The organism is Nocardia sp. NPDC050408 (assembly GCF_044458905.1).
GTDB lineage: Bacteria > Actinomycetota > Actinomycetes > Mycobacteriales > Mycobacteriaceae > Nocardia.
The window spans coordinates 80,015-103,710 of record NZ_JBITIL010000024.1 but is presented as its reverse complement, the minus strand read 5'-3'; the positions used below and the strand labels follow the sequence as shown (position 1 = coordinate 103,710).

Sequence of the window (23,696 nt, the reverse complement as noted above, 5' to 3'; positions counted from 1 at the left end):
GTTGGTTGCGTCGGCGAGGGGAGCTCGCGTCTGCGGCGTATGCGCTTTGACGGTTCGGACGCGAGACGGGCCGCGAACGGTCGCTCGTAAGACTCGCTTCGTCGTGGTTGCGTCGGCGAGGGGAGCTCGCGTCTGCGGCGCATGCGCTTTGACGGTTCGGACGCGAGACGGGCCGCGAACGGTCGCTCGTAAGACTCGCTCCGTCGTTGTTGCGTCAGTGACGGGAGCTCGCGTCTGCGGCGCATGCGCTTTGACGGCTTGGCTGTGTTCAATGGCCGCGCCTTCGGCGCGGACGCGAGACGGGCTGCGAACGGTCGCTCGTAAGACTCGCCCCGTCGTGGTTACGTGACGAGTCAGCCTGCGGTGTCACATGATTCAGCTCAGGAGTGCGGGAGTTTCGCGTGGTGCGTAGCTCGGCTCGTGCTTTTTCAGGAAGGCGATCACCCGGTAGGTGATCGGCAGCACGATGACCTCGGCGAGCGTCTTCCAGAGGAATCCGACGATCACGTAGTTCACGAACTGTCCCCAGCTATCGATGCCGATGGCGGTGGCCGCGATCGAGCAGAAGATCAGCGTGTCACCGAATTCGCCGACGATCGTGGAACCGATCAACCGCGCCCACAGGTGCTTTTCCTTGGTCTTCTCCTTGATCAGCACCAGCGATGCCGAATTGAGCATCTCGCCGACGAAGTAGCCGGAAAGGCCTGCGGCGACCAGCTGCGGCGTGGTGCCGATGACGGACCGGAAGGCTTCCTGATTGTCGTAGAAGGTGGCGGCGGGCAGCTCGATGGCGATCTTGAAGCAGACGACCGCGAGCAGCAGGATGGCGAAGCCGTAGTAGATGGCCCGGCGGGCGGCCTTGAAGCCGTAGACCTCGCTTAGCACGTCGCCGATGATGTAGGCCAGGGGGAACAGGAACCACGCACCGTCGGTGGAGATCGGCAGGACCTCGATGGGGCCAAGCTTCACTGAATGATCGGTGAAGAATTGGACGCCTTTGGTTGCGCAGATATTCGAGATGATCAGTGTCGCGGTGAACAGGGCGACGACGGGGGTGTAGTAGCCCCGCGCGGCCACGGCGAATGCCGCGTGGGCCGCTGCGGGGCCCCCAGATTCTGGGTGTTCTTCGACTGTTTTGGACTCACTCACGCGCTTCATCCAACCAGGTTGTGGAATAGGCTGTAGCAATGACGAATCCCGGCGATTCCGACGAATGGTGGAAACAGTACGGCGGCGAAGGCGTGTCGCCGGAGGCTGGCTCCCAGGGGTCGGTACCGCAGTACCCCTCGACACCGCAGTACCCTTCCGCGCCCCAGTACCCGCAGCAGCCGGCTCAGACCCCGCCACCACAGCCGCAGTACCCGAGCTACCCGCAGCAGCCGGTCGCCGGTCCGCAGCAGCCGTACCCGCAGAACCCGGGCTATCCGAATGCGTACCAGCCGTACGGCTATCCGCAGCAGGCGCAGGGGAACAACGGGCTCGCGATCGGTTCGCTGATCGCGTCGATAATCGGGCTGTGCAGTTGCGGTATCGGCGCGATCGTCGGAATCATCCTCGGTGTCATCGCACTGAATCAGATCAAGGAGAGCGGCCAGGGGGGCCGCGGTATGGCTCTGGCCGGAATCTGGATCGGCGCTGGTGCCATCGTGCTCTGGATTGTCTACATCGTGCTCGACGTAGCGCTGACGGCGACGCATTAGCCTTCGAAAACACCAGGGGCGCTCCCATTTTCGGGAGCGCCCCTGTGCTGTATCCGGGGTTCGCGGCCTGATCAGGCCTTGACGACCTGGGTGCCGCCGGCGAACTTGTCGTGCCAACCCTGCTTGTTCGGGTCCTGCTCGATGGTCACCGCGATGTAGATCATCAAGCCGATCGCGACCAACTGACCGATGCACGGGACGATGTTGGCCACCAGGTAGAGGTTGCGCTTGAGCGAAACATCCGGGGTGATCTTGGCGGCGCCACCGGGGGCAACGACCCGCAGGCCGAGGATCTTCTTGCCCAGCGTGGTCCCCATATTGGTCTCCATCAGCACGAAGTACGCGATGGGGGCCGCGATGACGACGATGAAACCGAGGATCGAGCCGACGATTCCGATCTTCGACAGGAGCAGGTCGATGACGTAGGCCGGGATGCCGACGATCAGGCCATCGATGAACCTCGCACCGAACCGGGGCAGCAGCTCACCCGGCTGGCCGGCACCGGGGCCCTGCTGACCGACCTCGCCGTACTGCTGCGGGTAGGGCTGCTGGCCATAGGGATCCTGCGGCTGCCCGTATTGGGGCTGCTGCCCGTATTGGGGCTGCTGCCCGTATTGCGGCTGCTGGCCGTACTGCGGTGGCTGCTGCCCGTACTGCGGTGGCTGCTGCCCGTACTGGGGCGGCTGCCCCTGCGGGTACTGCTGTCCACCCTGCGGGTATTGCTGTCCGCCCGGATACGGTTGCCCGCCTTGCGGATATTGGTTGGGGTCGTACCCACCGCTTGTCATATGTGTGTCCTCGTCAGTGATCAGTAGATCGGTCGATTGCGTACGTTACGGACATCGCGCGGGTTGCAACAACCCATTCTCGTCGAGTATCCACGGTTCCTCGGTCAGATCGGCCGGGTCGAATCGGTCGAGCAGTTCGGCAGGCGAAACCGGGGGATAGCCAAGCGAACAGGCCAGTACGGCCGCGACCTGGTCGGGTGTGTTGCCGAGGGCGAGCTGATCGGCGAGTGTCACCGCGCCATCGCGTTTGGCCAGTCGCTTCCCTTCGGCGTTGAGCACCAGCGGTACATGTGCGTACTGCGGAACCGGAAGTTTCAGCAGCGTCGCGAGATAGGCCTGGCGCGGTGTCGACGGCAGCAGATCGTCGCCGCGGACCACCTGATCGATGCCCTGCTCCGCGTCGTCGACGACCACGGCCAGGTTGTACGCCGGAATTCCGTCGCCGCGGCGCAGTACGACATCGTCGACGGGGCCGCGGTAGCGCCCGTGCAATTCATCGGTGATTTCGAATTCGCGCGCGTGCGCACGCAACCGCAGTGCGGCCGGACGTCCTTCGGCGCGGTGCGCGATTCGCTGCGCCTCGGTCAGATCGCGGCAGGTGCCCGGATAGTGGCCGAGCGGTCCGTGCGGTGCGGTCGCGGCCTGCTGGATTTCCTTTCGGGTGCAATAGCACTCGTAGGTGAGCCCGGCCGCGGTGAGCCGATCGATGGCCGCTTGATAGTGCGGCAACCGGTCGCTCTGCCGGACGACCGGACCGTCCCAGTCCAGGCCGATCGCGGCGAGGTCCGCCAGTTGGCGCTGTTCGGCGCCCGGCCGGACGCGATCCAGATCGTCGATACGGAGCACGAAGCGGCGTCCGGTCGAGCGCGCGAACAACCAGGCCAGCACGGCGGTGCGCAGATTTCCGATGTGCAGATCGCCGGACGGACTCGGGGCGTACCTGCCTGCTGGAGTTCTGGGTACTGGCACGTTTGCCATGCTAGGGCCGCGGCAGGTCACCGGAGTAGCAGCCGCGGCTTGAGCCGGTCTTCCGGGATCGCGGTTCCGCTGTCGAGTGCGGCCAGCAGCGCCTCGGCGTGCGCGATCAGGCCCGCACGGTCGATTCCGTATGGCGTATCGCTGTTTCGGTTCGATCGGTCGGTGTCCGACTCGGCCTCGTAGGTGCGCAGCCGGCCCACCGCACGGGTGAGCAGGGTGCGCGCGCCCTTGGGATTCGCGCGCTGGATGTGCGTCAGCCCGACCGCATATTGCGCCAAACCCTGCCACAGCATCCTTTCGGCGAACGGCCCGTTCTTCCACGCGGCCTCCAATACCTCGTGTGCGTTGAATGCCAGGCCGTCATCCAGCAGTTGCTGGGCGAAGGAGAGGGTTTGCTGGGGCGGCAGATTCAGATCGTCCGGAATTCGCGGCACACCGACGCTGCCGACCGGCAGCGGCCGCCCGAACCGGTCGCGTGGACGGGGATTACGTGCGCGACCTGCCTCGTCGCGCGGGCGTTCGACCATGCTGACCATCATCCACGGACGGTGTCGCAGGCGTCCACCCGAGTTCGGCCGATCTTGATTAATTGACGGATCACGGAGCAATCACATCGCCGAAAAGTTTGCTGCCCAGCAAACATAGAAATGAATGTCATCTTCCGGCAATGCCCCCGCAACTCTCCATCTTCGCAAGATTGGCAAATGCGATGATTGAATGGGCAAGAGATCGGCAAATTCTCGATGAACCTGCTAGTGTTTACCGCGCGGGGGCGACCCCGCGAGGTGAATTCACCTCGAAGTGCAGTGCGATCACGACGCACCGTGAAAGTCGCGCGCTTTGGCAAGGCGCACCACGGGATTCGGCGTTCCGCGCCGGATGCCGGTGCTAGTTAGAACGATGTCAGAAGAAAATCTCGTTCTCGACGCAGCAAAGGAGCTAGTGCCGTGGAAGTTGACTTGACGGGCGCTGTGTGGCGTAAGAGCACATACAGCGGCCCCGATGGGAACTGCGTGGAAGTCGCATTTCTCGTCGACGGCAACGTGGCGGTCCGCGACACCAAAGACAACGGCTATGGACCGTTGTTGGCGTTCACGCCAGGCGAGTGGAATGCATTCCTAAACAGAATGTCACAGGGGGAGTTCGGACACGCCTGAACAACAGGTAGGTCCGAACCAACAGCACGGGCCCCGGGTCGGCACGGACTCGGGGCCTTCGCAGGTGCTGAGCGACTTTTCTCAGTGGTGCTGGCCGTCGGTCTGCTCTTGCGCGGCGCGCAGTACGGCGAGCTGTTTGCGCTCTTCCGCGTGCTCGGCCGCCCGATTGGCGCGCGACTCCTGCCACGGATCGGGGCGGAAGAAGCCGCCGGTACCCGGCCTGCCCGCCGAACCCAGCTTGTTCATCTTCTTCGGCACCGTCGCGCCCTGGTAGGTCAGCGGGATCGGATGACCGTGCTCGTCGACCGGACCGAGCGGCTGGTGGATCTCGATGTACTCACCGTGCGGCAACCGTCGGACAATGCCGGTTTCGATGCCGTGCTCGAGCACCGCGCGATCGGAGCGCTGCAGGCCCAGGCAGATGCGGTAAGCGGCGAAGTAGGCCACCGCAGGCAGGGTGAGAATGCCGATCCGGCCGACCCAGGTGGTCGCATTCAATGAGACGTCGAATTTGTAGGCGATGATGTCGTTCACGCAGGACAGCGTCAGTACCACGTAGAAGGTGATCGCCATCGCGCCGATCGCCGTGCGGACCGGTACGTCGCGTGGTCGCTGCAGCAGGTTGTGGTACGCGGTGTCCTTGGTCAGGCGCCGTTCGATCCACGGATAGGCGATCAGCACGGCGAACACCAGGCCCATGATCATCGCGCCCCAGAACGGTGCGGGCACGGTATAGCGGCCCGGATACAGCTCCCAGGGCGGGATCAGGCGCATCATGCCGTCGGTCCACATCATGTAGAAGTCCGGCTGGGTGCCCGCCGATACCTTGGCCGGGCTGTATGGGCCGAAGGCCCAGATCGGATTGATCTGCAGCAGGCCGCCCATGAGTGCCACGACACCGAGCGTGAATGCGAAGAACGCACCCTGGTCCGCGGCGAAGACCGGCACGATGCGCGCACCGATGACATTGTTCTCGCTGCGACCCGGTCCCGGGAATTGTGTGTGCTTCTGGTACCAGACCAGCGCGATATGCGCGGCGATCAGCGCGAGCATGATGCCGGGGAACAGCAGCACGTGCGCGATGAACAGTCGCGGAAGGATGATCTCGCCCGGATAGTCGCCGCCGAACATCAGCCAGTGCATCCAGGTGCCGATGAGCGGAATGCCGAGTGTGATCGACGAGAACGCCGCCCGCAGGCCGGTGCCCGAGAGCAGGTCGTCTGGCAGCGAGTAGCCGAAGTACCCCTCGAACATTGCCAGGATCAGCAGCAGCGAGCCGAGCACCCAGTTCGCCTCGCGCGGCTTGCGGAATGCGCCGGTGAAGAAGATCCGGAACAGGTGCACGATGATGGAGGCCGCGAACAGTAGTGCGGCCCAATGGTGGACTTGGCGCACGAAAAGGCCGCCGCGGACCTCGAAGGAGAGGTTCAGCGCTGTCTCGTAGGCGCGGGTCATGGACACCCCGCGTAGCGGCTGATACGCGCCGTTGTAGGTGACTTCGGCCATCGATGGGTCGAAGTACAGCGTCAGATAGGTACCGGACAGCACCAGAATGATGAAGCTGTAGAGCGCGATCTCGCCGAGTAGGAACGACCAGTGTGTCGGGAAGACCTTGTTGATCGACCGCTTCATGAACGCGGCGGCCTTATATCGCTCGTCGAACGAGTTGGCTTGTTCGCTTGCCTTACGACCTACGTCAATAGCCATGGCCGACACCCCGCTCTGGGTGAGTGGTGGTACGTGTTCTACTACAGACGGTAGCAGGGGATCGATCAGGAATCGATAGGTTTCCCTGAACCGCAATGTGGAACAAGATCATTCAGATTTCCGGTGCCGCTCACGACCACTGGTCGCCGGTGCCATATCGTCGAGTCGTGAGTACGGTGGCCGCCCAGGACGCGACGATGTACTGGCTGTCGGGCCGTACCCGAAATGACCTCTTCATGCTCTATTGCTTCAACGATTCCGGACGTTCCGGTGCCCAACTGCGCGAGTTCGTCGAGCGGCGCAGTGCCGACATTGCCGATCTGTCGGTCCGGCTGCGCGCGCTGCCCGCAGATCTGGACTATCCGACATGGATTCGATGCGAATTCCGTGCCGAGCAATTTGTGGAACATTTCCTTCCGGAACCAGATTGGCCGAGTGTGTGTGCAGTGCTCGGCAAACTGCTCGGCACCGGGGTGGACGCCGCGGTGCGGCCGTGGCGGTTACATGTGTTCCGTGGGGTTATCGGCGCCCCCGGGGCTGCTGGACCCGCGATGGTGGTTGTGTTGCAGATGTCGCATGCGTTGGCGGATGGGCGGCGGGGGGCGGAGATCGCCAGGGCGCTGTTTTCCGAGGATGGTGGGGTTGGTGCACCGTCCAGCCGCGGTCGACGGCTCGATGCGGCCGTGTATCCCATAAATGTGCATTCGGTGCTGGGGCTGCTTCGGATGCCGATTCAGTTCGCGCGCACGGCGATCCGCGGTTATCAAGCATTCCGGGCGCAGCAGGAGTTGGCCGAATTGACAACTGCGGGAAGGCTTCCGGGGCCTGGGCCCGAGTTCACGCCGAGTCTGGTGAACCGGGGCGGTTCGCCGGATCGGCATGCTCATCAGGTGCGGATGATCGTCTGCGATGCCGAACGGCTGCGCATCTCGGGCCAAACCGTGACCGTAGTCGCGCTGACCGCCGTGTCGATCGCACTCGATCGCTACCTCACGGCGCGAGGCGAACGAGTGGACCGTCTGGGCGCCCAGGTGCCGATGGCGTTGTCCGACAACCGGATAACGGCCCGCAATAACTACCGCAGCCTAGGCGTCGACCTGTTCATCGATGAACCGGATCTACTGGCCCGCGCCGACAAAATCGCGACGGCCCTCACCGATCGCCGAACCCGCGCCCAGCATCCACTGCTGACCGCCCAGGACCGCGTCACCGCAGTTACCCCCGCCGCACTACTACGCCGCGATATCGAGCGCTACCCACTCGACACCGTCCCCGACTCGATCGCCGGACACACCGTGGTCTCCAGCGTCCATCGCGGCCCGGCCGACCTGACCTTCGGCGGCGCCCCCGTCCGCTTCACCGGCGGCTTCCCGGCAATCGGCTCGGTAATGCACCTCACCCACGGTGTACACGGCCTCGGCGATACCGTCACCGTCTCGATCCACGCCGACACCGCCGCGCTACCGGACATCGATATCTACGCCGACCTGCTGCGCGCTGCGCTGAACGAGGTATCCGACTGCGCCACCGAAGAATTGGGATAGTTCCTGAAGCTCAACCGAGTGATTCGGCACAGCCCGGCAAAGTTTTTGCTCTTCTCGGGGACCGACTCCAGCACTACGTCCTCTGGTGCATGGTCCGCACCCCCTCGCCGCCTTCGCCGTCGACTACGTCCCGCGCCCCTGCGCACGGTGGCCACCCAGACCATGACCACAGTTTTCGGCGACTGACCCCGCAAGGGCGGACCGGTGCGTACAAAAACAGCAGGTCAGGTTCGCGTAAACGAACCTGACCTGCTGTTTGTGGCGGAGGATAGGGGATTTGAACCCCTGAGGGCGTTAACCCAACCCGCGTTCCAGGCGAGCGCCATAGGCCACTAGGCGAATCCTCCGTGCAGCAGCATACCGGGTGCACCCGGTAGGTCACCAAATTGGGGCTGGTCGGGCGGGGAAGTCCCAGTTCGGACCATTTTCGGGGCCCCGGTGGTGATCATTGTCGGATCCGCCAGCTACACTTACGAACGGATCCCGCGCGGCGCGCATCCTGTGAACTCCCCCAGGGCCGGAAGGCAGCAAGGGTCAACGGGCTCTGCCGGGTGCGCGGGGTCCCCTATATTCACTCCAATTCGGAGCAACCGCCGGGGTAACGTGAACACGGTCCGCCGGACGTCGAACGCGCTCGGCCGGATCAACGGTCCGACCGCGGCACATCGGCTCGGACGTCAATCGCCCCTTCGCTGCTTCGAAAGGCTGCCCAGGATGCCCCGGCAAACGCAGATCGGTTTGATGAGCCCCCCTGAGCTTGTGTCCGAACACGAGACCCAGACCGCGAATTACGCGACGCTCAAGACCGAGAAGCTCACGCTGGATCTGACCAGGGGTAAACCTTCGCCAGAACAACTCGACCTCTCCGCGGAACTGCTCACCCTGCCCGGTCCCGGCGATTTCAAGGACGGCACCGGCACCGACTGCCGCAACTACGGTGGGCTGCACGGTCTCCCGGAATTGCGCGCGATCTTCGGCGAGCTGCTCGGCATTCCGGTCGAGAACCTGATCGCGGGCAATAACGCCAGCCTCGAGCTGATGCACGATGTGATCAGCTACGCATTGCTGTACGGCACACCGGATTCCGAGCGCCGCTGGGTGGCCGAGCCCACGCTGAAGTTCTTGTGTCCGAGCCCCGGCTACGACCGGCATTTCGCGATCACCGAGGCGCTCGGCTTCGAGATGATTCCGGTTCCGATCGGTCACGACGGACCGGATGTGCACGCCATTGCCGAACTGGTGGCAAATGATCCGCAGATCAAAGGTCTGTGGGCGGTGCCGAACTACTCCAACCCGACCGGCGTCATCTTCTCCGAAGAGGTTGTCCAGGAGTTGATTTCGATGCCCACCGCGGCGCCGGACTTCCGCCTGTTCTGGGACAACGCCTACGCGGTACATCCGCTGACCGATACCGCCGCCCCCGTTCTCGATGTGCTCGGTATGGCCGCCGCGGCCGGAAATCCGAACCGCCCCATCGTTTTCGCGTCCACCTCGAAGATCACCTTCGCCGGTGCGGGGGTGAGCTTCCTCGGGGCCTCCACGCCGAACCTGAGCTGGTATCTCGAGCACGCCTCGAAGAAGAGCATCGGTCCGGACAAGATCAACCAGCTGCGCCACCTGCGGTTCTTCAAGGATGCCGATGGCGTGCGTGCGCATATGCAGAAGCATCGCGCCATCCTCGAACCGAAATTCGCACTGGTACTGAAGATTCTGGAGGATCGGCTCGGCGCGTCCAAGGTGGCGTCCTGGACCGAGCCGAAGGGCGGTTACTTCATCAGCCTCGATGTCCTGGAGGGCACCGCGGCCCGGGTGATCGCACTGGCCAAGGATGCGGGTATCGCGCTCACCGCGGCCGGTTCGGCCTTCCCGTACAAGAATGACCCGGAAGACAAGAACATCCGCATCGCCCCCAGCTTCCCGCAGCTGCCGGAACTGGAGAAGGCAATGGACGGTCTGGCCACCTGCGTACTGCTCGCGGCCACCGAGAAGCTGCTCCAGAAGTAGTCGAAGAATATGGTGGGCGCGTATCGAATCGATACGCGCCCACCATATTTCAAGCCTCCAGTAGTGCCCGCAACCGTGCCAGATCGGCGCGATTGGCCCGCCGCATTGCCGCCTCCATGATCGGTGCGGCCATTTTGCCGAATCCGCTGGGAGTTCCGGTGTTGCGCAGGGTCATTCGGGTGCGGTCCGCTCCGGCGTCGGCCCAGGTGTAGGTCGTCTCCATCGGGAACGGTCCCTCGGCGGTGCGCATCACCAGTCGTTCGCCGGGCAGGTACTCGACTACTTCATAGGTATAGACGAGCTGTCTGCCGAGGAACCGCGCGACGAATTCCATGCGCGATCCGACCCGCAGTGGCGGCTCGGTCTGCCATTCGATGCGGTCGATATCGGCGTACCACCGCGGGGCGTTCGACGGATCGCCCGCGAACGCGGCGACCTGGGCACGTGGACGCTCGATCACCGCCTCGATCGATACGTCGACCGCCACGATCAGCGGGGTTTATGCGCCAGCACGGCGAACATGGTCACCGATAGGTGCACGTCACCGGTTTCGGCGCCCCGTTCCAGATCCGCGATGAGCTGATCGCGCTGCGCCTCGGTGATGGAACCGCGCGCGACCGCCATCGCCGAGATGCGATTGACCAGCGCGCCTGCCCCGACCGTCCGGTCCTGGACCAGGGCGTGCGAGCCGACCTCGTCGATCACCAGGCCTGCCTTGGTCAGCAGTCCGGGCAGCCTGCGGCCGGAGAAGGGGTTGGTGGTTGCGGCGATCAGGGTGTCGACGACCTCCCGAACGACCTGCCGGTCGCCGGGATGCACGATCGCCGTGCCCCAGTCGCTGTCCATCACCACGATGCGGCCACCTGGCCTGAGCACCCGGGCGATCTCGTTGGCGGCGCGATTCGGTGCGGTCAGGTGCTGGAACACCCGCTCGCAGAGGGCGGCGTCGAAGCTGTTCGCGCCGAACGGCAGTCCATAGGCGTCTCCGGAATGGAATTTCGCCGTCGAACCGGCCTGCAGAGCGCGGCGTTCGGCGGAGGCGAGCAGTTGCGGATCGGGTTCGACGCCGATCGCGGTGCCGGTCGGGCCGACCGCATCCGCGATAGCGATGACCTCCGAACCGGTGCCCGACCCGACATCGACCGCACTTTCGCCGGGCTGCAGCGCCAATGCGTCATGTGCCCACGTGCGCAGTCGGCGGATGCCCGGCAGTGCCGCCTGCAGATCCCGTACATCGACCAACTGATCCTGGCCCGCGCTGTCGAAGCGATCCGGGCGTAACCCCTGCATATTCATGGGCCCGATTCCGTCTCTTGGTATTGCCGTCGTCTGAGGCATGGCGCTGAGCCTACTTCGGCACCGACCGCATCGCACGGCAGGTCTGTGAGATCAGTCACGATTCGGGCATACCACCGATCCCGGGTGGGCCGGATCACGCGGGCGACATTTTCGAGCGACCTGCGAGCGGTCGCCAGCGGCGCCGAGTGAGATGATCGACTGAGTCCGGTACCAGCGAAAGGAAGTCCCGTGGCCAAAGCGAAGTCCGCGACTGTCAAGCTGTGTCTCGCCCAGGAGCCGGAGGCGGACAAGCTCCTTTCCGAGGATTCCTTCGCGCTACTGACCGGCATGCTGCTCGATCAGCAGTTTCCGCTCGAACACGCCTTCCGCGGGCCGAAGAAAATTGCCGACCGCATGGACGGCTTCGATATTCAGCGGATCGCCGACGCCGATACCGAGGCGTTCGAAGAATTGTGCGCGACCCCGCCCGCCATTCATCGCTACGGCCGGTCCATGGCACGTCGCACCCAGGAACTCGCGCGCTATGTGGTCGAGCATTACGACGGCAAGACCGAACGCATCTGGACCCAGGAGGATCCGGACGGCAAAGAGGTGTTGCGTCGTTTGAAGGACCTGCCGGGCTACGGCGATCAGAAGGCCAGGATCTTCCTCGCGCTGCTCGGCAAGCAGCTCGGAGTGCAGCCGAAGGGGTGGGAAGCGGCGGCCGGCGCCTACTCCGAAGCGGGCTCGCGGCGCTCGGCCGCCGATATTGTCGACGGCGAATCCCTTTTGGAAGTAAGGGCTTTCAAGAAGCAGATGAAGGCCGCGGCCAAGAAGTCCTGAGGTCGCTCCGGGTTTGCCTATTCGAATCTGTCTGTATTTTTCCCTCGTGCCCGACTGATTTCTCGTCGATGCTTTCCCCTCGATAGCAACACCTAGATGAGGGAATGCAGTACATGAAGATGAGGAAGCTCGCCGTCGTCGCGGCGCTGGTGACCATGGCGACCGGAGTGGCCGCGGGCACCTCTGGCGCCGCCCCGGCTGCGACCGAAAGTGACAATAGCGCAATCAATTTCACCGCCGAGGCGGTGAACGATTCATCGATCATCAAGACCGACGCGGGTTCGCTGGTGGTCGAGGACGATGTCTTCAAGATCAAGGCCGCCGATGGCACCGTGCTCGGGGGCACTCCGCTGCGGTTCCGGATCGATGACTTCGAATTCCCGATCGCCGCACAGATTTCTGATCGCACCGCGACATTGACCCCGCAGATCGATCGCGAACATGCGGCATATAAGCCGGTCGCGCTGCCCTATGAGGACAAGGCGCCGTGGAAGACCGAATACGACCGTGAGGTCGCGGCCTGGACCCGACTGACGAGCACCATCTCGGCGGGGGCCACCATCGGCACGCTGGTCGGTGGTCTCGTCGGCGGTGCGGCAGGGTGCGTCCTGGGGGGTATCGCCGGTGCGACGGTCGCCTCGGCCACCATCGTCGGCCTCTTCGGCCCGTTCATCCCGGCCGCGGCCATCGGCTGCCTCGGCGGCATCATCGCCATCGGTGCGCTGGGCACCCTGGCCGGGCAGATCCTGATCACGGCTCCGGTCGCGATCGGTGCGGCAATCCAGTACTTCACCACCATCAACCAGCCGCTGGTCCCGGCCAAGTAGGTCCTACGACATCCGTGGCCTCACCGTCGCCACGGAAACAGGCCCCGCCCAGTACCTCTCGACTGGGCGGGGCTTCTTGTCGCCGGGAAGATTGGGCGGCGAACCCGGGGTGGGATGCTCAGGCTGTTCAGAGACTCCTGAAGCAGAAGAGGATCGAGATGAACTTCGAGACAAAGCGTGTTCTGCGAATCGCCCTACCCTTCGCAACGGCCGGCGCCACACTGCTGATCGGTGCGGGTGCTGCCGTAGCCGACGACTGGCCCTCGGACGGTGGCGGCGCGTTCCAGGTCTATGAGACAAAGGACTTCGCGGTCCAATCCGATCCTGACTACTGGAATCCGCTTTCCGACCGGAACCGGTTGACCTCACCGTTCGGTACGAGCACCCGGATCGTTTGCACCAGCTTCCATGGTGTACAGCAGGATTGCTGGCAAGCAGACCTCGAGGGCAACCCGCACAAGCTCAACATCGCCCCGCTCGACCTGCCGTACGCGGGCTCCAGCGGGACCGGCCACTTCGGGCCGAAGCACTACGTCTACCCGGGCTGACCGCACCACGGACACAGGGCCCGCTCAGTACTGAGCGGGCCCTTCTTGTCTTGACCAGCAAGATCGTGACCTGGGCTTTCATGTGCGCGCATTACTTGCGTTGACATTTAATGCGTGTGCATCTAAATTACCGAACGTGACTATGACAGCTACCGCATCCGATACCCGGACCGTCGCACCGACCGAGCACACTCCGGGCCGTTGGGGCCCGAAGTTGTGGGCCGTGCTTTTCGTCGCCGGACTGGCGATGTTCCTCGACGCGCTCGACGTCTCGATGGTCGGCGTCGCCCTCCCATCCATCGGATCCGAACTGGGCCTCGATACCGAGAGCCTGCAATGGATCGTCAACGGCTACATCCTCGGCTACGGCGGCCTGCTGCTGCTCGGTGGCCGAGCCGCCGATCTGCTCGGCCGTCGGCAGGTATTCCTCACGGCCCTGGTGGTTTTCGGACTCGCCTCACTCGCGGGCGGTCTGGTCGATGACGGTGCGTTGCTGATCGCCAGCCGCATCATCAAGGGCGTCGCCGCCGCATTCACCGCCCCCGCCGCACTCTCGATCATCACCACCACCTTCAAGGAAGGCCACGACCGCAACCGCGCGCTGTCGATCTTCACGGTCTTCGGCGCCACCGGTTACGCCTCCGGTCTGATCGTCTCGGGCCTGCTCACCGGCATCGACTGGCGACTGACCTTCTACGTCCCGGTGCTGGTCGTCGCGGCCGTGGTACTCACCGCCTACTTCGTGGTGCCGCGCAATATCGAGAAGGAGCAGGGCCGCATCGACTTCGCCGGCGCCGCACTGTTGACCGGTGGCATGCTGGCTGCCGTCTACACCATCGTCACCGCACCCGAAAAGGGCCTCACCGCAACGGTTGTCGCGACCACCGTAATCGCCATCGCCCTGCTGAGTGCCTTCTTCGTGGTGGAGAACAGGGTCGCCCACCCGCTGGTGCGGCTGAGCATCTTCAAGGTGAAGTCGATCGTCCGGGCGAATCTGGCCGCACTCGCCATCTTCGGCTCCTACATCAGCTTCCAGACGATCGTGTCGCTGTACCTGCAGAACACCCTGGGGTGGACGCCACTGAAGATGGCGCTGGCCCTGGCACCGACGGGCATTATCGTGGCGATCCTGTCGCCGGTCGCGGGCAAGCTGATCGACCGCTACGGCACCACGCCGATGATCATCGCCTCGATGACCTCGTTCGTGATCGGGTACGTCTGGTTCATCTCCTTCGGTGGTAGCGCCGACCCGACCTACGTCGTGGCCTACCTGCCCGCGTTCCTGCTGCTCGGACTGGGCTTCGCACTCGGTTTCTCCTCGGTCATGGTGCAGGCCACCGAGGGCATCGCCGACCACGAGCAGGGCTTGGCCTCGGGGCTGGTGCAGACCTCCGGTCAGATCGGTGGCGCGGTCGTGCTCGCCGTGGTCACCGGGCTGATCAGCGGCGGCGCCGCCACCAGCATCGCGCAGTACCGGCCGGGCCTGTACCTGGTCACCGCGGTCGCGCTGGTGGGGCTGATCGCCTCGGCCACCGCACTGCTGGCCCGTCGTCAGCTGGTCGCGGAAGCGGCGTAACCGAATAGCCCGGGATCGGGCGAGCCAGTCACCCCATGGGGGTCGCCGAAGTGGCGGCCCCCATTCGGCTTTTTCGGACAAATCGTGCTCTGGACCACATTTTGCTCGGAACCCGGTGCACGCCAAGGATTTCGGAACGAACCACCCATCCGAGGAGTTCCGGGCTCGCCGATAGGGCTTGGTGCGCGGCGATTTCGGTGTTAACTTTGATCCCATGTCTTCGAGCCGTCCGACCGCACCGCGGGTCACCTACGTGACCGCCGCGCTGGGTCTGCGACTGCCGTTGACTCGCGAACTGTGTTGTTCTTGCTGCAGCTGAGCCGCTCTTTCGGCTCGTGCGCTGCCCCGTCGCCGCACATGTAGGCACGTCCCGTGGTACGGGACTTCAGCAAGGAATCTTCATATGTCCCTCCCCACCCTTGATCGATCCGCCTCCAGGGTTGTCACCGGTCGTGTCCGTGTCCAGCGTCCCGTCGTCGCGCCGGAGCTGCGCATCGTCGACAACCCGGCCGCAGCCGTGCTGCGCGCCGCGATCAGCGGTCCGGTTTCCCGTGACAATGCCGCGCGCACAACGGGTTTGAGCATCGCGACGGTCAACCGTCAGGTGTCCGCACTATTGGCCACCGGGCTGCTGCGCGAGCGCCCCGACCTGACCGCATCGGGCGCGGTCGGACGTCCGCGGGTGCCGTTCGAAATCGACCACGAGGCCTATCTGACCCTCGGCATCCACATCGGCGCCGCGGTCACCAAGATTGTCGCGGCCGATCTGCGCGGTCGCATCCTCGGTGGACTGGCGATCGCTACGCCACAGACCGGTCAGGACTTCGCGACCATGACCGTCGCGCGCAGTGCCAAGGCCTTCCTGCAGCGCTGGCATAGGCGCAAACCGCTCTGGGCCGGGGTGGCGATCGGTGGGCGGGTCGATCCCGCGACCGGTATCGTCGATCACCCCAAGTTGGCTTGGCAAGGCGCACAGATCGGTTCGGTGCTCGGCGAGGTGCTCGAGCTGCCGGTTTCGGTGGCGCCGCACGTCGAGGCCATGGCCGCGTCGGAGCTGCTGTTGCCGACCGGCGAGCCGCGCGATGGTGCACGCACCGGTGGTCCGGGCAGCAGCCTGTACTTCTATGTTCGCGAAACCGCCGGTATCGCAGTGACTTTGGACGGCCGGGTGCATACGCCCAGCAGCGGTCCCGGGTCGATCGCGCACTTCCCGACCGGCTCCGATGTCGAATGCACCTGCGGACGGCGCGGCTGCCTCGAGGTGACCGTCGGTGATCGGTCGCTGCACGCCAGAGCCGTTGGGCGCGGGATCATTCCGGCGCACAAGGGCACCGGCGGCACCACCATCGCCGACCTGTACCGCGCCGCCGAGGCGGGCGCGGCGGATGCGCAGGAGCTGCTCGCCGAACGAGCCACCATCCTCGGACACACCGTCGCGATGGTCCGCGACATGCTCAATCCGGACCGGGTGATCCTCGGCGGCCAGGCTTTCACCGGCTACCGCCCCGCGGTCGCCCACGTCGCCCGCGCCTTCACCCAGTCCTCCCAACTCCCACCGACCGATATCCGGATCAGCGGATTCGGCGGCAAGGTGCAGGAATTCGCCGCGGTGGTCACCTCACTCAGTGTTCTCTACGCGGATCCGCTTTCAGCGATCCGTCGCACGGTGCTTTCGGACTAGCCCCGCACATCGACAACGTAAGCGGCACTGCGCGACGGCTTGGTGGTCGCAGCGGGGTCCGCTTGTCCCGCACAGACTCCCCGCCTCGACAGTCCCGTCAATTGCTGTCGAGTGGTTGCCCGACCGCGCTGGGCACGTCGTGTGCCGTGCCAACGCTCGGACCGGCTGTGGTTGCGTTGCAGGGACTTTCATTTTCGAGGTAGTCATATGGTGGTTGGGGCTGGGCGTCGAGCCACCGTATGACTACCGTCGATGGGCTGCCTACCATTCAGTGGGCGCGCCGGTGGGTTCGGCGGCTGGGTGGGCAGCGGTCCCGCTGTCGTGCGGGGCGGGGGATCTCAGCGGTCGCGGCCTTAGGCGAAGAGTGCTTCGAGGGCGGTGATGAAGTAGGGGAAGTGGCCGGCGAAGCGTTGCAGGTTGCGGTCGCGTTCGAAGGTGCCGAACCAGTAGAGGCCGGGTTGGGAGTCGGCGGCGAGGTTCAGCTCGCGGAAGGCGCGGATCCAGTTGTCGGCGCGGCCGCCGATCACCATGAACGGCAGTGCACGCGAGAAGACCAATTCCTGGTCGGCGGGCGGAATCTGGTCGCGGGTAGTCGCGTCCAAGCCGCGCTGGAGCGCGCGGATCCGGCCGACGAGTTCGCGGCCCTGCGCCGTGCGGACCGGTAGGAATCGCGGCAGCAGCACGGTCGCGACGCCGGCAAGCAGAATGGCGACACCGACCAATGCGCTGCCCGAGGTGAGCGCCAAGGCGACGGTCGCGGCGATACCGCCGACGATCAGTGCCCCACCCGACAGGATCGGCAATCCGATCCGGGCCCGGTCGATGAAGGCACCGCGCTCGACGGCGTCGGCGAGCATTGCGCTGCGTACCGTTTGGGACTGCACACGGCCTGGCGTGCGCAATTCGCCGACGGTCACCGAATCGGTGCCGTCCGGCAGTAGTGCGCGGTAGACCGCCTTTTCGTAATCGCGCAGTTGGTCATCGGCGGCGTTCACCCGGTCGATGCGCCAGTCGCTATCGCTGACGGGCGTAATCCAGATGTACCGGCGCACGGCAAGGTCGATCACCGTCGCGGCGATATCGCTCGGATCGGCATGTTCGTCGAGTAAAACGCCCGCCTCGCCGGGCAGAATACCGTCCGGAGAGGTGAACTGGACCTGCTTACCGTCGCGCAGCAGCGGGTCGATCGTCTCCGAACCGGCTGTGGCGGCGGCGTTTTCCCGCCTGGTCTTGAGCACGCAGGCCGCCATTGCGGCCAGTGCGAGCAGCAGCACACCGAATGCGACGAGCACCGGAGTCGTGACGGAGAAGGCACCCGCCTCGCTGTTGTCGCGAATATCGGCGTTGGCGGGCACCGTGCCGGGCGGCAGCTGCAGGGTCAGGTCGATATTGTCGCCCTTGCGCAGGTCGGTCTGGCGCCAATAGAGCACACCGTCCGCTTCGATCTGCAGATCCGAGCACTGCCGTAGATTGCCGGGCGGACCCAATTTGCAGTCCACCACGCCCATTTCGTAGCTCGGGCTGATCAGGGATGCGTCGATCGATGCGACATCGGCATTGATGGTGCCGAGCCAGCGGAAGACCTGGGTTCCCGGTGCGTCGCTGACCGTGTTGTGGATCGCGTAGGTGAAGGTCGATTCGCCCGGCTTGGCGTCGATGGTGAACAGATCATTCGCGACCGTCGCGGTGCCGGCGCCCTTGGTGTCGACATCGGTGACCTTGAAGACGCGTTCGACGTCGTCGCCGACCTTGAGGCGAAGCGGCAGTGTCATTTTGAAGCCGCTGTCGGCGGGGACGGTCACCTTCTCGGTGACCTCGAGTACACCCTCACGGCTCAGCTTCAGATCCGCGACAATATCGACGCCATCGGCTGCGGGCTCCGTGTGGGCAACCGGTGCGGCGGCCAGCATTCCCGCAGCGGCGAGAAGCAGCGCGCTCGCGGCGCCCCCCCGTAAAGTCAGCATGGCTGCCTACTCTAGACAAGTTGCTAAGCTGCGTCAGCAGCCCGGCGCGAGCGACGGGCCCGCAGGCGGTAGCGCAGCGTAACCATGAATGGCCCCGGGAGCGCCGCAAATCCAACACGGTCGGCGATCATGAGACGAGGGGGTACGGGGGACATGACCCAACCACCGTACGGCTATGGGCCGGTTCCGCCTGGTGGACAACCGGTTCCGCCCCGTTCCGGTGCGCCATATGGGCAGCCCGGATATCGTCCCGCGCCGGGGCAGCCCGGTTATGGCCAGCAGCCGGGTTATGGGCAGCCCGGATATGGACAGCAGCCGGGTTATGGGCAGCCCGGATATGGACAGCAGCAGGGTTATCCGTCCGGTTACGGCCAACCCGGTTATGGTCGGCCGCCAGGTTATGGCCAGCAGCCCGGTTATCCAGCGCCCGGATACGGACAGCGTGCGCCGATGCCCTACGGTCCGCCCGGACGTCCACCGCAGCAGCGCAAGAGCGGCGGCGGATGGATCGCGTTGCTGTTGATCATTGTGTTCGTGGTCGCGGGTGGCCTGGTGCGCGGCGCGATTTCGCACGGCAGGCACAGCAACACTTCGTCGGGCCCCGGTCCCAGCATGACCTACACACCGGATTCGAACGGCGGCGTATCGGAGACCGGAACCAACCCGCTGCTGACCGATCCGAACAGCACGTTGATCCCGGCGAAGTGCTCGTACTCGCCGTGGAGCACCCAGGTGGACACCGCGCGCAAGTTCTTCGATACCGCCGCGGGATGCCTGGAATCGGCGTGGAAACCCATACTGGCGCAGAAGAATCTGCCATTCCAGTCGCCGACGCTGAATGTCAGCGCGACCACGGACGGCATCACTACGCCGTGCACCGGCTCCACCAGTAATTTCGCTGCTTTCTACTGCCCGGCGAACAAGACGATCTACATGCCGATCAGCCAGTTGCAGACCGATCTGTTCAAGGACAACTGGATCGTGTACCTGTCGGTCTTCGCCCACGAGTACGGCCACCACGTACAGGCGATGGCCGGAATCCTGCGCAAGGCCAACAGTGATCGCGTCGACGCGGGCGTCCGCAGCGACAAGGGTCTGGAGCTCTCGCGCCGAATCGAGTTGCAGGCCAACTGCTTCGACGGCATGTACCTCGGCTCCTCGGCCAATGGCGGTTCGCTGACCACCGCGCAGATCACTCTCGCCCGCCGCGACGCCCACGGCCGCGGTGACCAGCGCGGTGATATGCGCGATCACGGGACCGCGGCGAACGGCGGCACGTGGTTCGAGATCGGGGTGGACAAAGACCGTGCGGCACAGTGCAATACCTTCACCGCGTCGGCCAGTTCGGTGTCGTGAGTAGATGACGCAGCCGCCCTACGGCTACGGTTCGTCGCCTGGATACCAGCCGCCGCCTGGGCATCAATCCGCGCCTGGGCATCAATCCGCGCCTGGGCATCAATCCGCGCCTGGGCATCAATCCGCGCCTGGGCATCAATCCGCGCCTGGGCATCAATCCGCGCCCGGGCATCAATCCGCACCCGGATATCAATCCACACCCGGGCATCAACCCGCACCCGGATACCCGCAACCGCCGGGAAATGGTCCGCCACAAGGTTATCCGCCCGGCTACCCTCCGCCTTACGCGGCGCCGTACGGTCCGCCGATGCCGTATCAGCGGCCGGGTTATCCGCCGCGTCCGTACCGGCCGCGCCGCCGGAGTTCGGGTGTTGGGCTCAGTGCCCTGCTCGGTGTGCTGACGGTCATCGTCGTGGTCGTCGGACTCTTTGTCTCATCCGCGATTTCGGCCGACAACGAGAAGAAGCACAACCGTCCGTCTGCCTACACCCCGCCGACGCCGAGCTACACCTACACGCCGCCGACATCGTCGACCTCCTCGCCGAGTCCGACATCGCGCGCCGCGGCGGCGACCACCAGCCGTGCCGCCGCGCCGACGACGACGAAACCCGCTGGACCGCAACCTGTTGCGAAAACCGGTGATAACCCGCTGTTCCGTGACAGCGACGCGGGTGTGATCAATGCCGAGTGCAGTTATCCGGCCTGGTCCGCGACGGTCGACGCCGCCACCCGGTTTTTCCAGGCTGCCGCCGCCTGTCTCGATAAGAAATGGCGTCCCGTTCTACAAGGCGCGAACCTGCCGTACTCCAGCCCGGCTGTGAGCGTGCCCGCACGCGGGGCGGACGCGGCATCACCATGTGGCTCCGGAAGTGCAAATTGGGCAGCATTTTACTGTTCGGCGAACCACACGATCTACCTGCCTCTGGACAAGATCCAGATCGAGCGGTATGGCAATGACACGGTGATCTACTTGACGGTTTTCGCGCACGAATACGGCCATCATGTGCAGGCGATCTCCGGCATTACCCAGGCAATGAGCAGCCAGCGTTCGGATGCGGGAGCGCGCAGCGCGCTCGGGCTGGAATTGTCGCGTCGCATGGAGTTGGAGGCGCAGTGCTTTGCCGGAATGTACGTCGGCACCTCGGTCGTCGATGGTGCCTTCGACAAAGCGGAGCAAAGCCGAACAACAGCGGATCAGTACGGGCGTGGAGATAAGTCCGGCGATGCCCGCGATCACGGCACCACCCAGCACTACGGGGCGTGGTTCGAGCAAGGCCAGAACTACGACCGGACCTTTCAATGCAACACTTGGAATATGTCGTCGGACGAGGTGTCCTAGCGGGCGCTTTCGCGCATCGGTGGGAACTTCGTATCAGTGATCGCCACCGTGCGGCAGCCCGAAGTGCCCCTCACCGAAACGCCGCGGCGCATGTCCGTGCACGCCTTCGGCATACGCGGTCTCCGCATGCAGCACGGAGTCGATGCCTGCGATCTCGTCTTCCTTGCTGACCCGGAATCCGAGCAACTGGTCGATGGCCTTGCCGAGCACGAAGGAGACGGCGAACGCGTACAGCGCGACCACCAGCACACCGACCAGCTGCTTGCCGAACTGCGCGAGTCCGCCGCCGTAGAACAGACCCTCGACACCACCGGTCATCACCTGGTTGGCCAACAGTCCGATCAGCAGCGTGCCGACGATTCCGCCGACGAAGTGCACACCGACCACATCGAGCGAATCGTCATAGCCAGCCTTGAATTTCCAGCCGACCGCGAACGAACACACCACACCGGCCGTCAGGCCGACGATGAGCGCGCCGAGCGTATTCACCGAACCGCACGAAGGCGTGATCGCGACCAGACCGGCCACCACACCCGAGGCCGCACCGAAGGTGGTCGGTCGACCGTCGCGGATCTGCTCGACCGCGAGCCAGCCGAGCATGCCAAGACAGCCCGCCACCAGTGTGTTCAGGAATACCGCTGCCGCGACACCATTCGCGGTCAGCGCCGACCCGGCATTGAAACCGAACCAGCCGAACCACAGCAGACCCGCACCGAGCAGCACGAACGGCAGGTTGTGCGGACGCATCGCATCGGTCTTGAAGCCGATGCGCGGGCCGAGCACAAGCGCCAGCGCCAGCGCGGAGGCGCCGGAGGCGATCTCCACGACCATGCCGCCCGCGTAGTCGAGCGCGCCGAAGCTGGCCAGCCAGCCGTCCGGCCCCCACACCCAGTGCGCGATCGGCACATAGACCACCAGCGCCCACAGCGGTACGAAGACCATCCAACCCGCGAACTTCGCGCGGTCCGCGATCGCACCGCTGACCAGTGCCGCGGTCAGGATCGCGAAGGTCAACTGGAAGGTGGCGAACAGCAGTTCCGGAATCGTGCCGTGTACGGAATTGGGATCGATGCCTGCCATCCCGAAGTGGTCGAGATTACCGATCAGACCGCCGCCCGCGTCCTTGCCGAATGCCAGGCTGTAACCGACCAACAGCCACACCACGGTTACCAGCGGGATCGCGATGAAGTTCATCATCAGCATGTTGAGTACGCCGGTCGAGCGCACCATCCCGCCGTAGAAAATGGCCAGCGCGGGCGTCATCAGCAGCACCAGGGCGGTGCTGATGAGCAGCCAGGCGGTGGCCGCGGGATCGATGGTTGAGGACACGGGGTAACTCCTTCCACGCTTACATGCGTTGCGAAGAAGTTACCGAATGCTCACATCGTCGCTGATTATCGGCCCAGACAGTTCAGCGCCGCGCCTTCTTTGCCAAGGCGCGCAGGCCGCGCCGTCCGGGCACCGGCAGGTCCTCGCGCTCGGCCATCCATTCGGCGGTGGTGAGCCACCGGCGCTGGATGCGCGCGTCGGCGGTGTCGTGGAAGATCCGGCGGCCGCGGTCGTCGCGCAGGTCGTGGGCGAGGGTGGACCAGCGCGGCGGGCGGTCGTTTTCGGCCAGATAATCGCGCAGGTAGGTCGCCACGATCGTGCCGATCGTATTGACCGGTCGCAGCGAGACCCGGTTGCCGTACTTCGCGGAGTAGAAGCGTCGTGCGGCGCAGAGGGATCCGGGACTCGCATCAGAGGCGATCCAGCCTGCGCGCTGTGCGCGCTCGATCAACCAGAGATGTTTCACCGCGGTCGGCGCGATATCGCCGATCCGGTCGCGGATCAGCGCCATCACCGGTTCGGACTGCAGTACGTCGCGTCGGGTCGGGCCGGTGCCGTGCGCGATCCAATGGTCCTCGGCCAGCCGGGCCAGTATGCGGCCGAAGTCATCGATGCTGCGCTGAGCGCGGCGGCCGAGGCGTTCGATGCGTTCGGCCTCCCGGCGCATCTCGTTCTGCGCCGTGAGGGTGCGGATCGCCGCCATGGTCGGCACCTGGCCGCGTTCCAGTAGCTCGAGGATGGCGGCGGCGGTCGACGGATCGGCGGCTGCGGCCACCGGTAGCGAATCGCGCTTGATCGCGAAGTCCTGGGGGCTGATCGCCCGGCTGAGCAGGTCGACGGCGGCATGGTCGTCGGCGAAATCGGTGCTCGAAAGCCAGGCGGCGGCGATGTCGTCACACGACGGCACGGTGGAAATTTCCTCCGGTGAAAGTGGTGTGAGTCGGCGGAAAAGCGCCGGGAAATTGTGGGCTCAGGTTGTGCCCCGGTCGGGATGAGGGACCGGCCGGGGCCACCAACCTGATGAAGGTTTGGCTACCGAAGTTGCCGATAACCACGGTAGCCAGGCGATTGCGTAGA

21 protein-coding genes, 1 tRNA gene and 1 other RNA gene are annotated in these 23,696 nt (G+C 64.9%); 12 read left to right on the top strand and 11 right to left on the bottom strand.

Features of this window, described 5'->3' with window-relative positions:
• Positions 1 to 375: 375 nt before the first annotated feature.
• On the bottom strand, positions 376 to 1,158 hold the full coding sequence (locus ACIBJI_RS38180) for a queuosine precursor transporter (protein ID WP_364359657.1): 783 nt from the start codon (positions 1,156 to 1,158) through the stop codon (positions 376 to 378).
• Positions 1,159 to 1,187: 29 nt separating this feature from the next.
• Between ACIBJI_RS38180 and ACIBJI_RS38175 the strand changes: the two genes are divergently transcribed.
• A complete protein-coding gene (locus tag ACIBJI_RS38175) occupies positions 1,188 to 1,700 on the top strand; it encodes a DUF4190 domain-containing protein (RefSeq protein ID WP_364359660.1) in 513 nt (170 codons plus the stop codon).
• Between the two features lie 71 nt (positions 1,701 to 1,771).
• Here the strand turns inward: ACIBJI_RS38175 and ACIBJI_RS38170 are convergent, their stop codons facing one another.
• From ACIBJI_RS38170 to ACIBJI_RS38160, 3 genes are read right to left on the bottom strand one after another with little or no spacing between them, the layout of a single operon-like run.
• Entirely contained in the window at positions 1,772 to 2,488 is a 717-nt protein-coding gene (locus ACIBJI_RS38170; protein WP_397087982.1) for an RDD family protein, read from the bottom strand.
• 45 nt (positions 2,489 to 2,533) lie between these two features.
• Positions 2,534 to 3,466: a tRNA glutamyl-Q(34) synthetase GluQRS gene (gene gluQRS / locus ACIBJI_RS38165; RefSeq protein WP_396957999.1), complete on the bottom strand. Its 933-nt coding sequence runs from the start codon at positions 3,464 to 3,466 to the stop codon at positions 2,534 to 2,536.
• A gap of 17 nt (positions 3,467 to 3,483) precedes the next feature.
• Entirely contained in the window at positions 3,484 to 3,993 is a 510-nt protein-coding gene (locus ACIBJI_RS38160) for a DUF309 domain-containing protein (RefSeq protein WP_364359706.1), read from the bottom strand.
• A gap of 420 nt (positions 3,994 to 4,413) precedes the next feature.
• Here ACIBJI_RS38160 and ACIBJI_RS38155 point away from each other — a divergent pair, with 420 nt between their 5' ends.
• Positions 4,414 to 4,623 (top strand): DUF397 domain-containing protein, encoded by a 210-nt coding sequence (locus ACIBJI_RS38155; protein ID WP_364359669.1) that lies wholly within the window; start codon positions 4,414 to 4,416, stop codon positions 4,621 to 4,623.
• 81 nt (positions 4,624 to 4,704) lie between these two features.
• On the opposite strand, the gene ACIBJI_RS38150 is transcribed toward ACIBJI_RS38155, so the two are convergent.
• Positions 4,705 to 6,330: a cytochrome bc complex cytochrome b subunit gene (locus ACIBJI_RS38150; protein WP_397087980.1), complete on the bottom strand. Its 1,626-nt coding sequence runs from the start codon at positions 6,328 to 6,330 to the stop codon at positions 4,705 to 4,707.
• Between the two features lie 167 nt (positions 6,331 to 6,497).
• On the opposite strand from ACIBJI_RS38150, the gene ACIBJI_RS38145 reads away from it, so the two are divergent.
• On the top strand, positions 6,498 to 7,874 hold the full coding sequence (locus ACIBJI_RS38145) for a WS/DGAT domain-containing protein (RefSeq protein WP_364359675.1): 1,377 nt from the start codon (positions 6,498 to 6,500) through the stop codon (positions 7,872 to 7,874).
• 259 nt (positions 7,875 to 8,133) lie between these two features.
• Here the strand turns inward: ACIBJI_RS38145 and ACIBJI_RS38140 are convergent.
• Positions 8,134 to 8,221, bottom strand: a tRNA-Ser gene (locus ACIBJI_RS38140).
• 128 nt (positions 8,222 to 8,349) lie between these two features.
• On the opposite strand from ACIBJI_RS38140, the gene ffs reads away from it, so the two are divergent.
• An RNA gene (gene ffs, locus ACIBJI_RS38135) (signal recognition particle sRNA small type) lies at positions 8,350 to 8,444 on the top strand.
• A 144-nt stretch (positions 8,445 to 8,588) separates the two neighbouring features.
• Positions 8,589 to 9,878, top strand: coding sequence for an aminotransferase class I/II-fold pyridoxal phosphate-dependent enzyme (locus ACIBJI_RS38130; RefSeq protein ID WP_364359678.1), 1,290 nt, complete (start codon positions 8,589 to 8,591; stop codon positions 9,876 to 9,878).
• 49 nt (positions 9,879 to 9,927) lie between these two features.
• On the opposite strand, the gene ACIBJI_RS38125 is transcribed toward ACIBJI_RS38130, so the two are convergent.
• Together ACIBJI_RS38125 and ACIBJI_RS38120 are read right to left on the bottom strand one after the other, a co-directional pair.
• Positions 9,928 to 10,365: an SRPBCC family protein gene (locus ACIBJI_RS38125; RefSeq protein ID WP_364359682.1), complete on the bottom strand. Its 438-nt coding sequence runs from the start codon at positions 10,363 to 10,365 to the stop codon at positions 9,928 to 9,930.
• Between the two features lie 2 nt (positions 10,366 to 10,367).
• Positions 10,368 to 11,216 (bottom strand): methyltransferase domain-containing protein, encoded by an 849-nt coding sequence (locus ACIBJI_RS38120; RefSeq protein ID WP_397087978.1) that lies wholly within the window; start codon positions 11,214 to 11,216, stop codon positions 10,368 to 10,370.
• Between the two features lie 189 nt (positions 11,217 to 11,405).
• Between ACIBJI_RS38120 and ACIBJI_RS38115 the strand changes: the two genes are divergently transcribed.
• From ACIBJI_RS38115 to ACIBJI_RS38095, 5 genes are all read left to right on the top strand, one after another.
• Entirely contained in the window at positions 11,406 to 11,999 is a 594-nt protein-coding gene (locus ACIBJI_RS38115) for an HhH-GPD-type base excision DNA repair protein (RefSeq protein ID WP_364359688.1), read from the top strand.
• A 113-nt stretch (positions 12,000 to 12,112) separates the two neighbouring features.
• A complete protein-coding gene (locus ACIBJI_RS38110; protein WP_364359691.1) occupies positions 12,113 to 12,826 on the top strand; it encodes a hypothetical protein in 714 nt (237 codons plus the stop codon).
• A gap of 158 nt (positions 12,827 to 12,984) precedes the next feature.
• On the top strand, positions 12,985 to 13,374 hold the full coding sequence (locus tag ACIBJI_RS38105; RefSeq protein ID WP_397087975.1) for a hypothetical protein: 390 nt from the start codon (positions 12,985 to 12,987) through the stop codon (positions 13,372 to 13,374).
• A gap of 142 nt (positions 13,375 to 13,516) precedes the next feature.
• The gene (locus tag ACIBJI_RS38100; protein WP_364359709.1) at positions 13,517 to 14,950 is read left to right on the top strand and encodes an MFS transporter; all 1,434 of its coding nucleotides are present in this window, start codon (positions 13,517 to 13,519) and stop codon (positions 14,948 to 14,950) included.
• Positions 14,951 to 15,353: 403 nt separating this feature from the next.
• Positions 15,354 to 16,631 carry an ROK family protein gene (locus tag ACIBJI_RS38095; protein WP_396957991.1) on the top strand — a complete coding sequence of 426 codons (1,278 nt, stop codon included), beginning with the start codon at positions 15,354 to 15,356 and terminating at the stop codon, positions 16,629 to 16,631.
• 353 nt (positions 16,632 to 16,984) lie between these two features.
• Here ACIBJI_RS38095 and ACIBJI_RS38090 read toward each other — a convergent pair whose 3' ends face one another.
• On the bottom strand, positions 16,985 to 18,595 hold the full coding sequence (locus ACIBJI_RS38090; protein ID WP_364359700.1) for a DUF2207 family protein: 1,611 nt from the start codon (positions 18,593 to 18,595) through the stop codon (positions 16,985 to 16,987).
• Positions 18,596 to 18,748: 153 nt separating this feature from the next.
• Here ACIBJI_RS38090 and ACIBJI_RS38085 point away from each other — a divergent pair, with 153 nt between their 5' ends.
• Positions 18,749 to 19,951, top strand: coding sequence for a neutral zinc metallopeptidase (locus tag ACIBJI_RS38085; RefSeq protein ID WP_397087973.1), 1,203 nt, complete (start codon positions 18,749 to 18,751; stop codon positions 19,949 to 19,951).
• Positions 19,952 to 20,258: 307 nt separating this feature from the next.
• The gene (locus ACIBJI_RS38080; protein WP_396957988.1) at positions 20,259 to 21,290 is read left to right on the top strand and encodes a neutral zinc metallopeptidase; all 1,032 of its coding nucleotides are present in this window, start codon (positions 20,259 to 20,261) and stop codon (positions 21,288 to 21,290) included.
• 33 nt (positions 21,291 to 21,323) lie between these two features.
• On the opposite strand, the gene ACIBJI_RS38075 is transcribed toward ACIBJI_RS38080, so the two are convergent.
• Positions 21,324 to 22,619 (bottom strand): ammonium transporter, encoded by a 1,296-nt coding sequence (locus ACIBJI_RS38075; protein ID WP_397087971.1) that lies wholly within the window; start codon positions 22,617 to 22,619, stop codon positions 21,324 to 21,326.
• Between the two features lie 82 nt (positions 22,620 to 22,701).
• On the bottom strand, positions 22,702 to 23,526 hold the full coding sequence (locus ACIBJI_RS38070) for a hypothetical protein (RefSeq protein ID WP_364358417.1): 825 nt from the start codon (positions 23,524 to 23,526) through the stop codon (positions 22,702 to 22,704).
• Positions 23,527 to 23,696: the final 170 nt, after the last annotated feature.

Excerpts from the sequence above, each read along its gene's own strand:
- gluQRS (WP_396957999.1), bottom strand. The coding sequence starts at position 3,466 with ATGGCAAACGTGCCAGTACCCAGAACTCCAGCAGGCAGGTACGCCCCG.
- ACIBJI_RS38105 (WP_397087975.1), top strand. The coding sequence starts at position 12,985 with ATGAACTTCGAGACAAAGCGTGTTCTGCGAATCGCCCTACCCTTCGCA.
- ACIBJI_RS38090 (WP_364359700.1), bottom strand. The coding sequence starts at position 18,595 with ATGCTGACTTTACGGGGGGGCGCCGCGAGCGCGCTGCTTCTCGCCGCT.
- ACIBJI_RS38150 (WP_397087980.1), bottom strand. The coding sequence starts at position 6,330 with ATGGCTATTGACGTAGGTCGTAAGGCAAGCGAACAAGCCAACTCGTTC.
- ACIBJI_RS38100 (WP_364359709.1), top strand. The coding sequence starts at position 13,517 with ATGACAGCTACCGCATCCGATACCCGGACCGTCGCACCGACCGAGCAC.
- ACIBJI_RS38095 (WP_396957991.1), top strand. The coding sequence starts at position 15,354 with ATGTCCCTCCCCACCCTTGATCGATCCGCCTCCAGGGTTGTCACCGGT.
- ACIBJI_RS38170 (WP_397087982.1), bottom strand. The coding sequence starts at position 2,488 with ATGACAAGCGGTGGGTACGACCCCAACCAATATCCGCAAGGCGGGCAA.
- ACIBJI_RS38085 (WP_397087973.1), top strand. The coding sequence starts at position 18,749 with ATGACCCAACCACCGTACGGCTATGGGCCGGTTCCGCCTGGTGGACAA.
- ACIBJI_RS38175 (WP_364359660.1), top strand. The coding sequence starts at position 1,188 with ATGACGAATCCCGGCGATTCCGACGAATGGTGGAAACAGTACGGCGGC.
- ACIBJI_RS38160 (WP_364359706.1), bottom strand. The coding sequence starts at position 3,993 with ATGGTCGAACGCCCGCGCGACGAGGCAGGTCGCGCACGTAATCCCCGT.
- ACIBJI_RS38080 (WP_396957988.1), top strand. The coding sequence starts at position 20,259 with ATGCCGTATCAGCGGCCGGGTTATCCGCCGCGTCCGTACCGGCCGCGC.
- ACIBJI_RS38120 (WP_397087978.1), bottom strand. The coding sequence starts at position 11,216 with ATGCCTCAGACGACGGCAATACCAAGAGACGGAATCGGGCCCATGAAT.
- ACIBJI_RS38110 (WP_364359691.1), top strand. The coding sequence starts at position 12,113 with ATGAAGATGAGGAAGCTCGCCGTCGTCGCGGCGCTGGTGACCATGGCG.
- ACIBJI_RS38130 (WP_364359678.1), top strand. The coding sequence starts at position 8,589 with ATGCCCCGGCAAACGCAGATCGGTTTGATGAGCCCCCCTGAGCTTGTG.
- ACIBJI_RS38180 (WP_364359657.1), bottom strand. The coding sequence starts at position 1,158 with ATGAAGCGCGTGAGTGAGTCCAAAACAGTCGAAGAACACCCAGAATCT.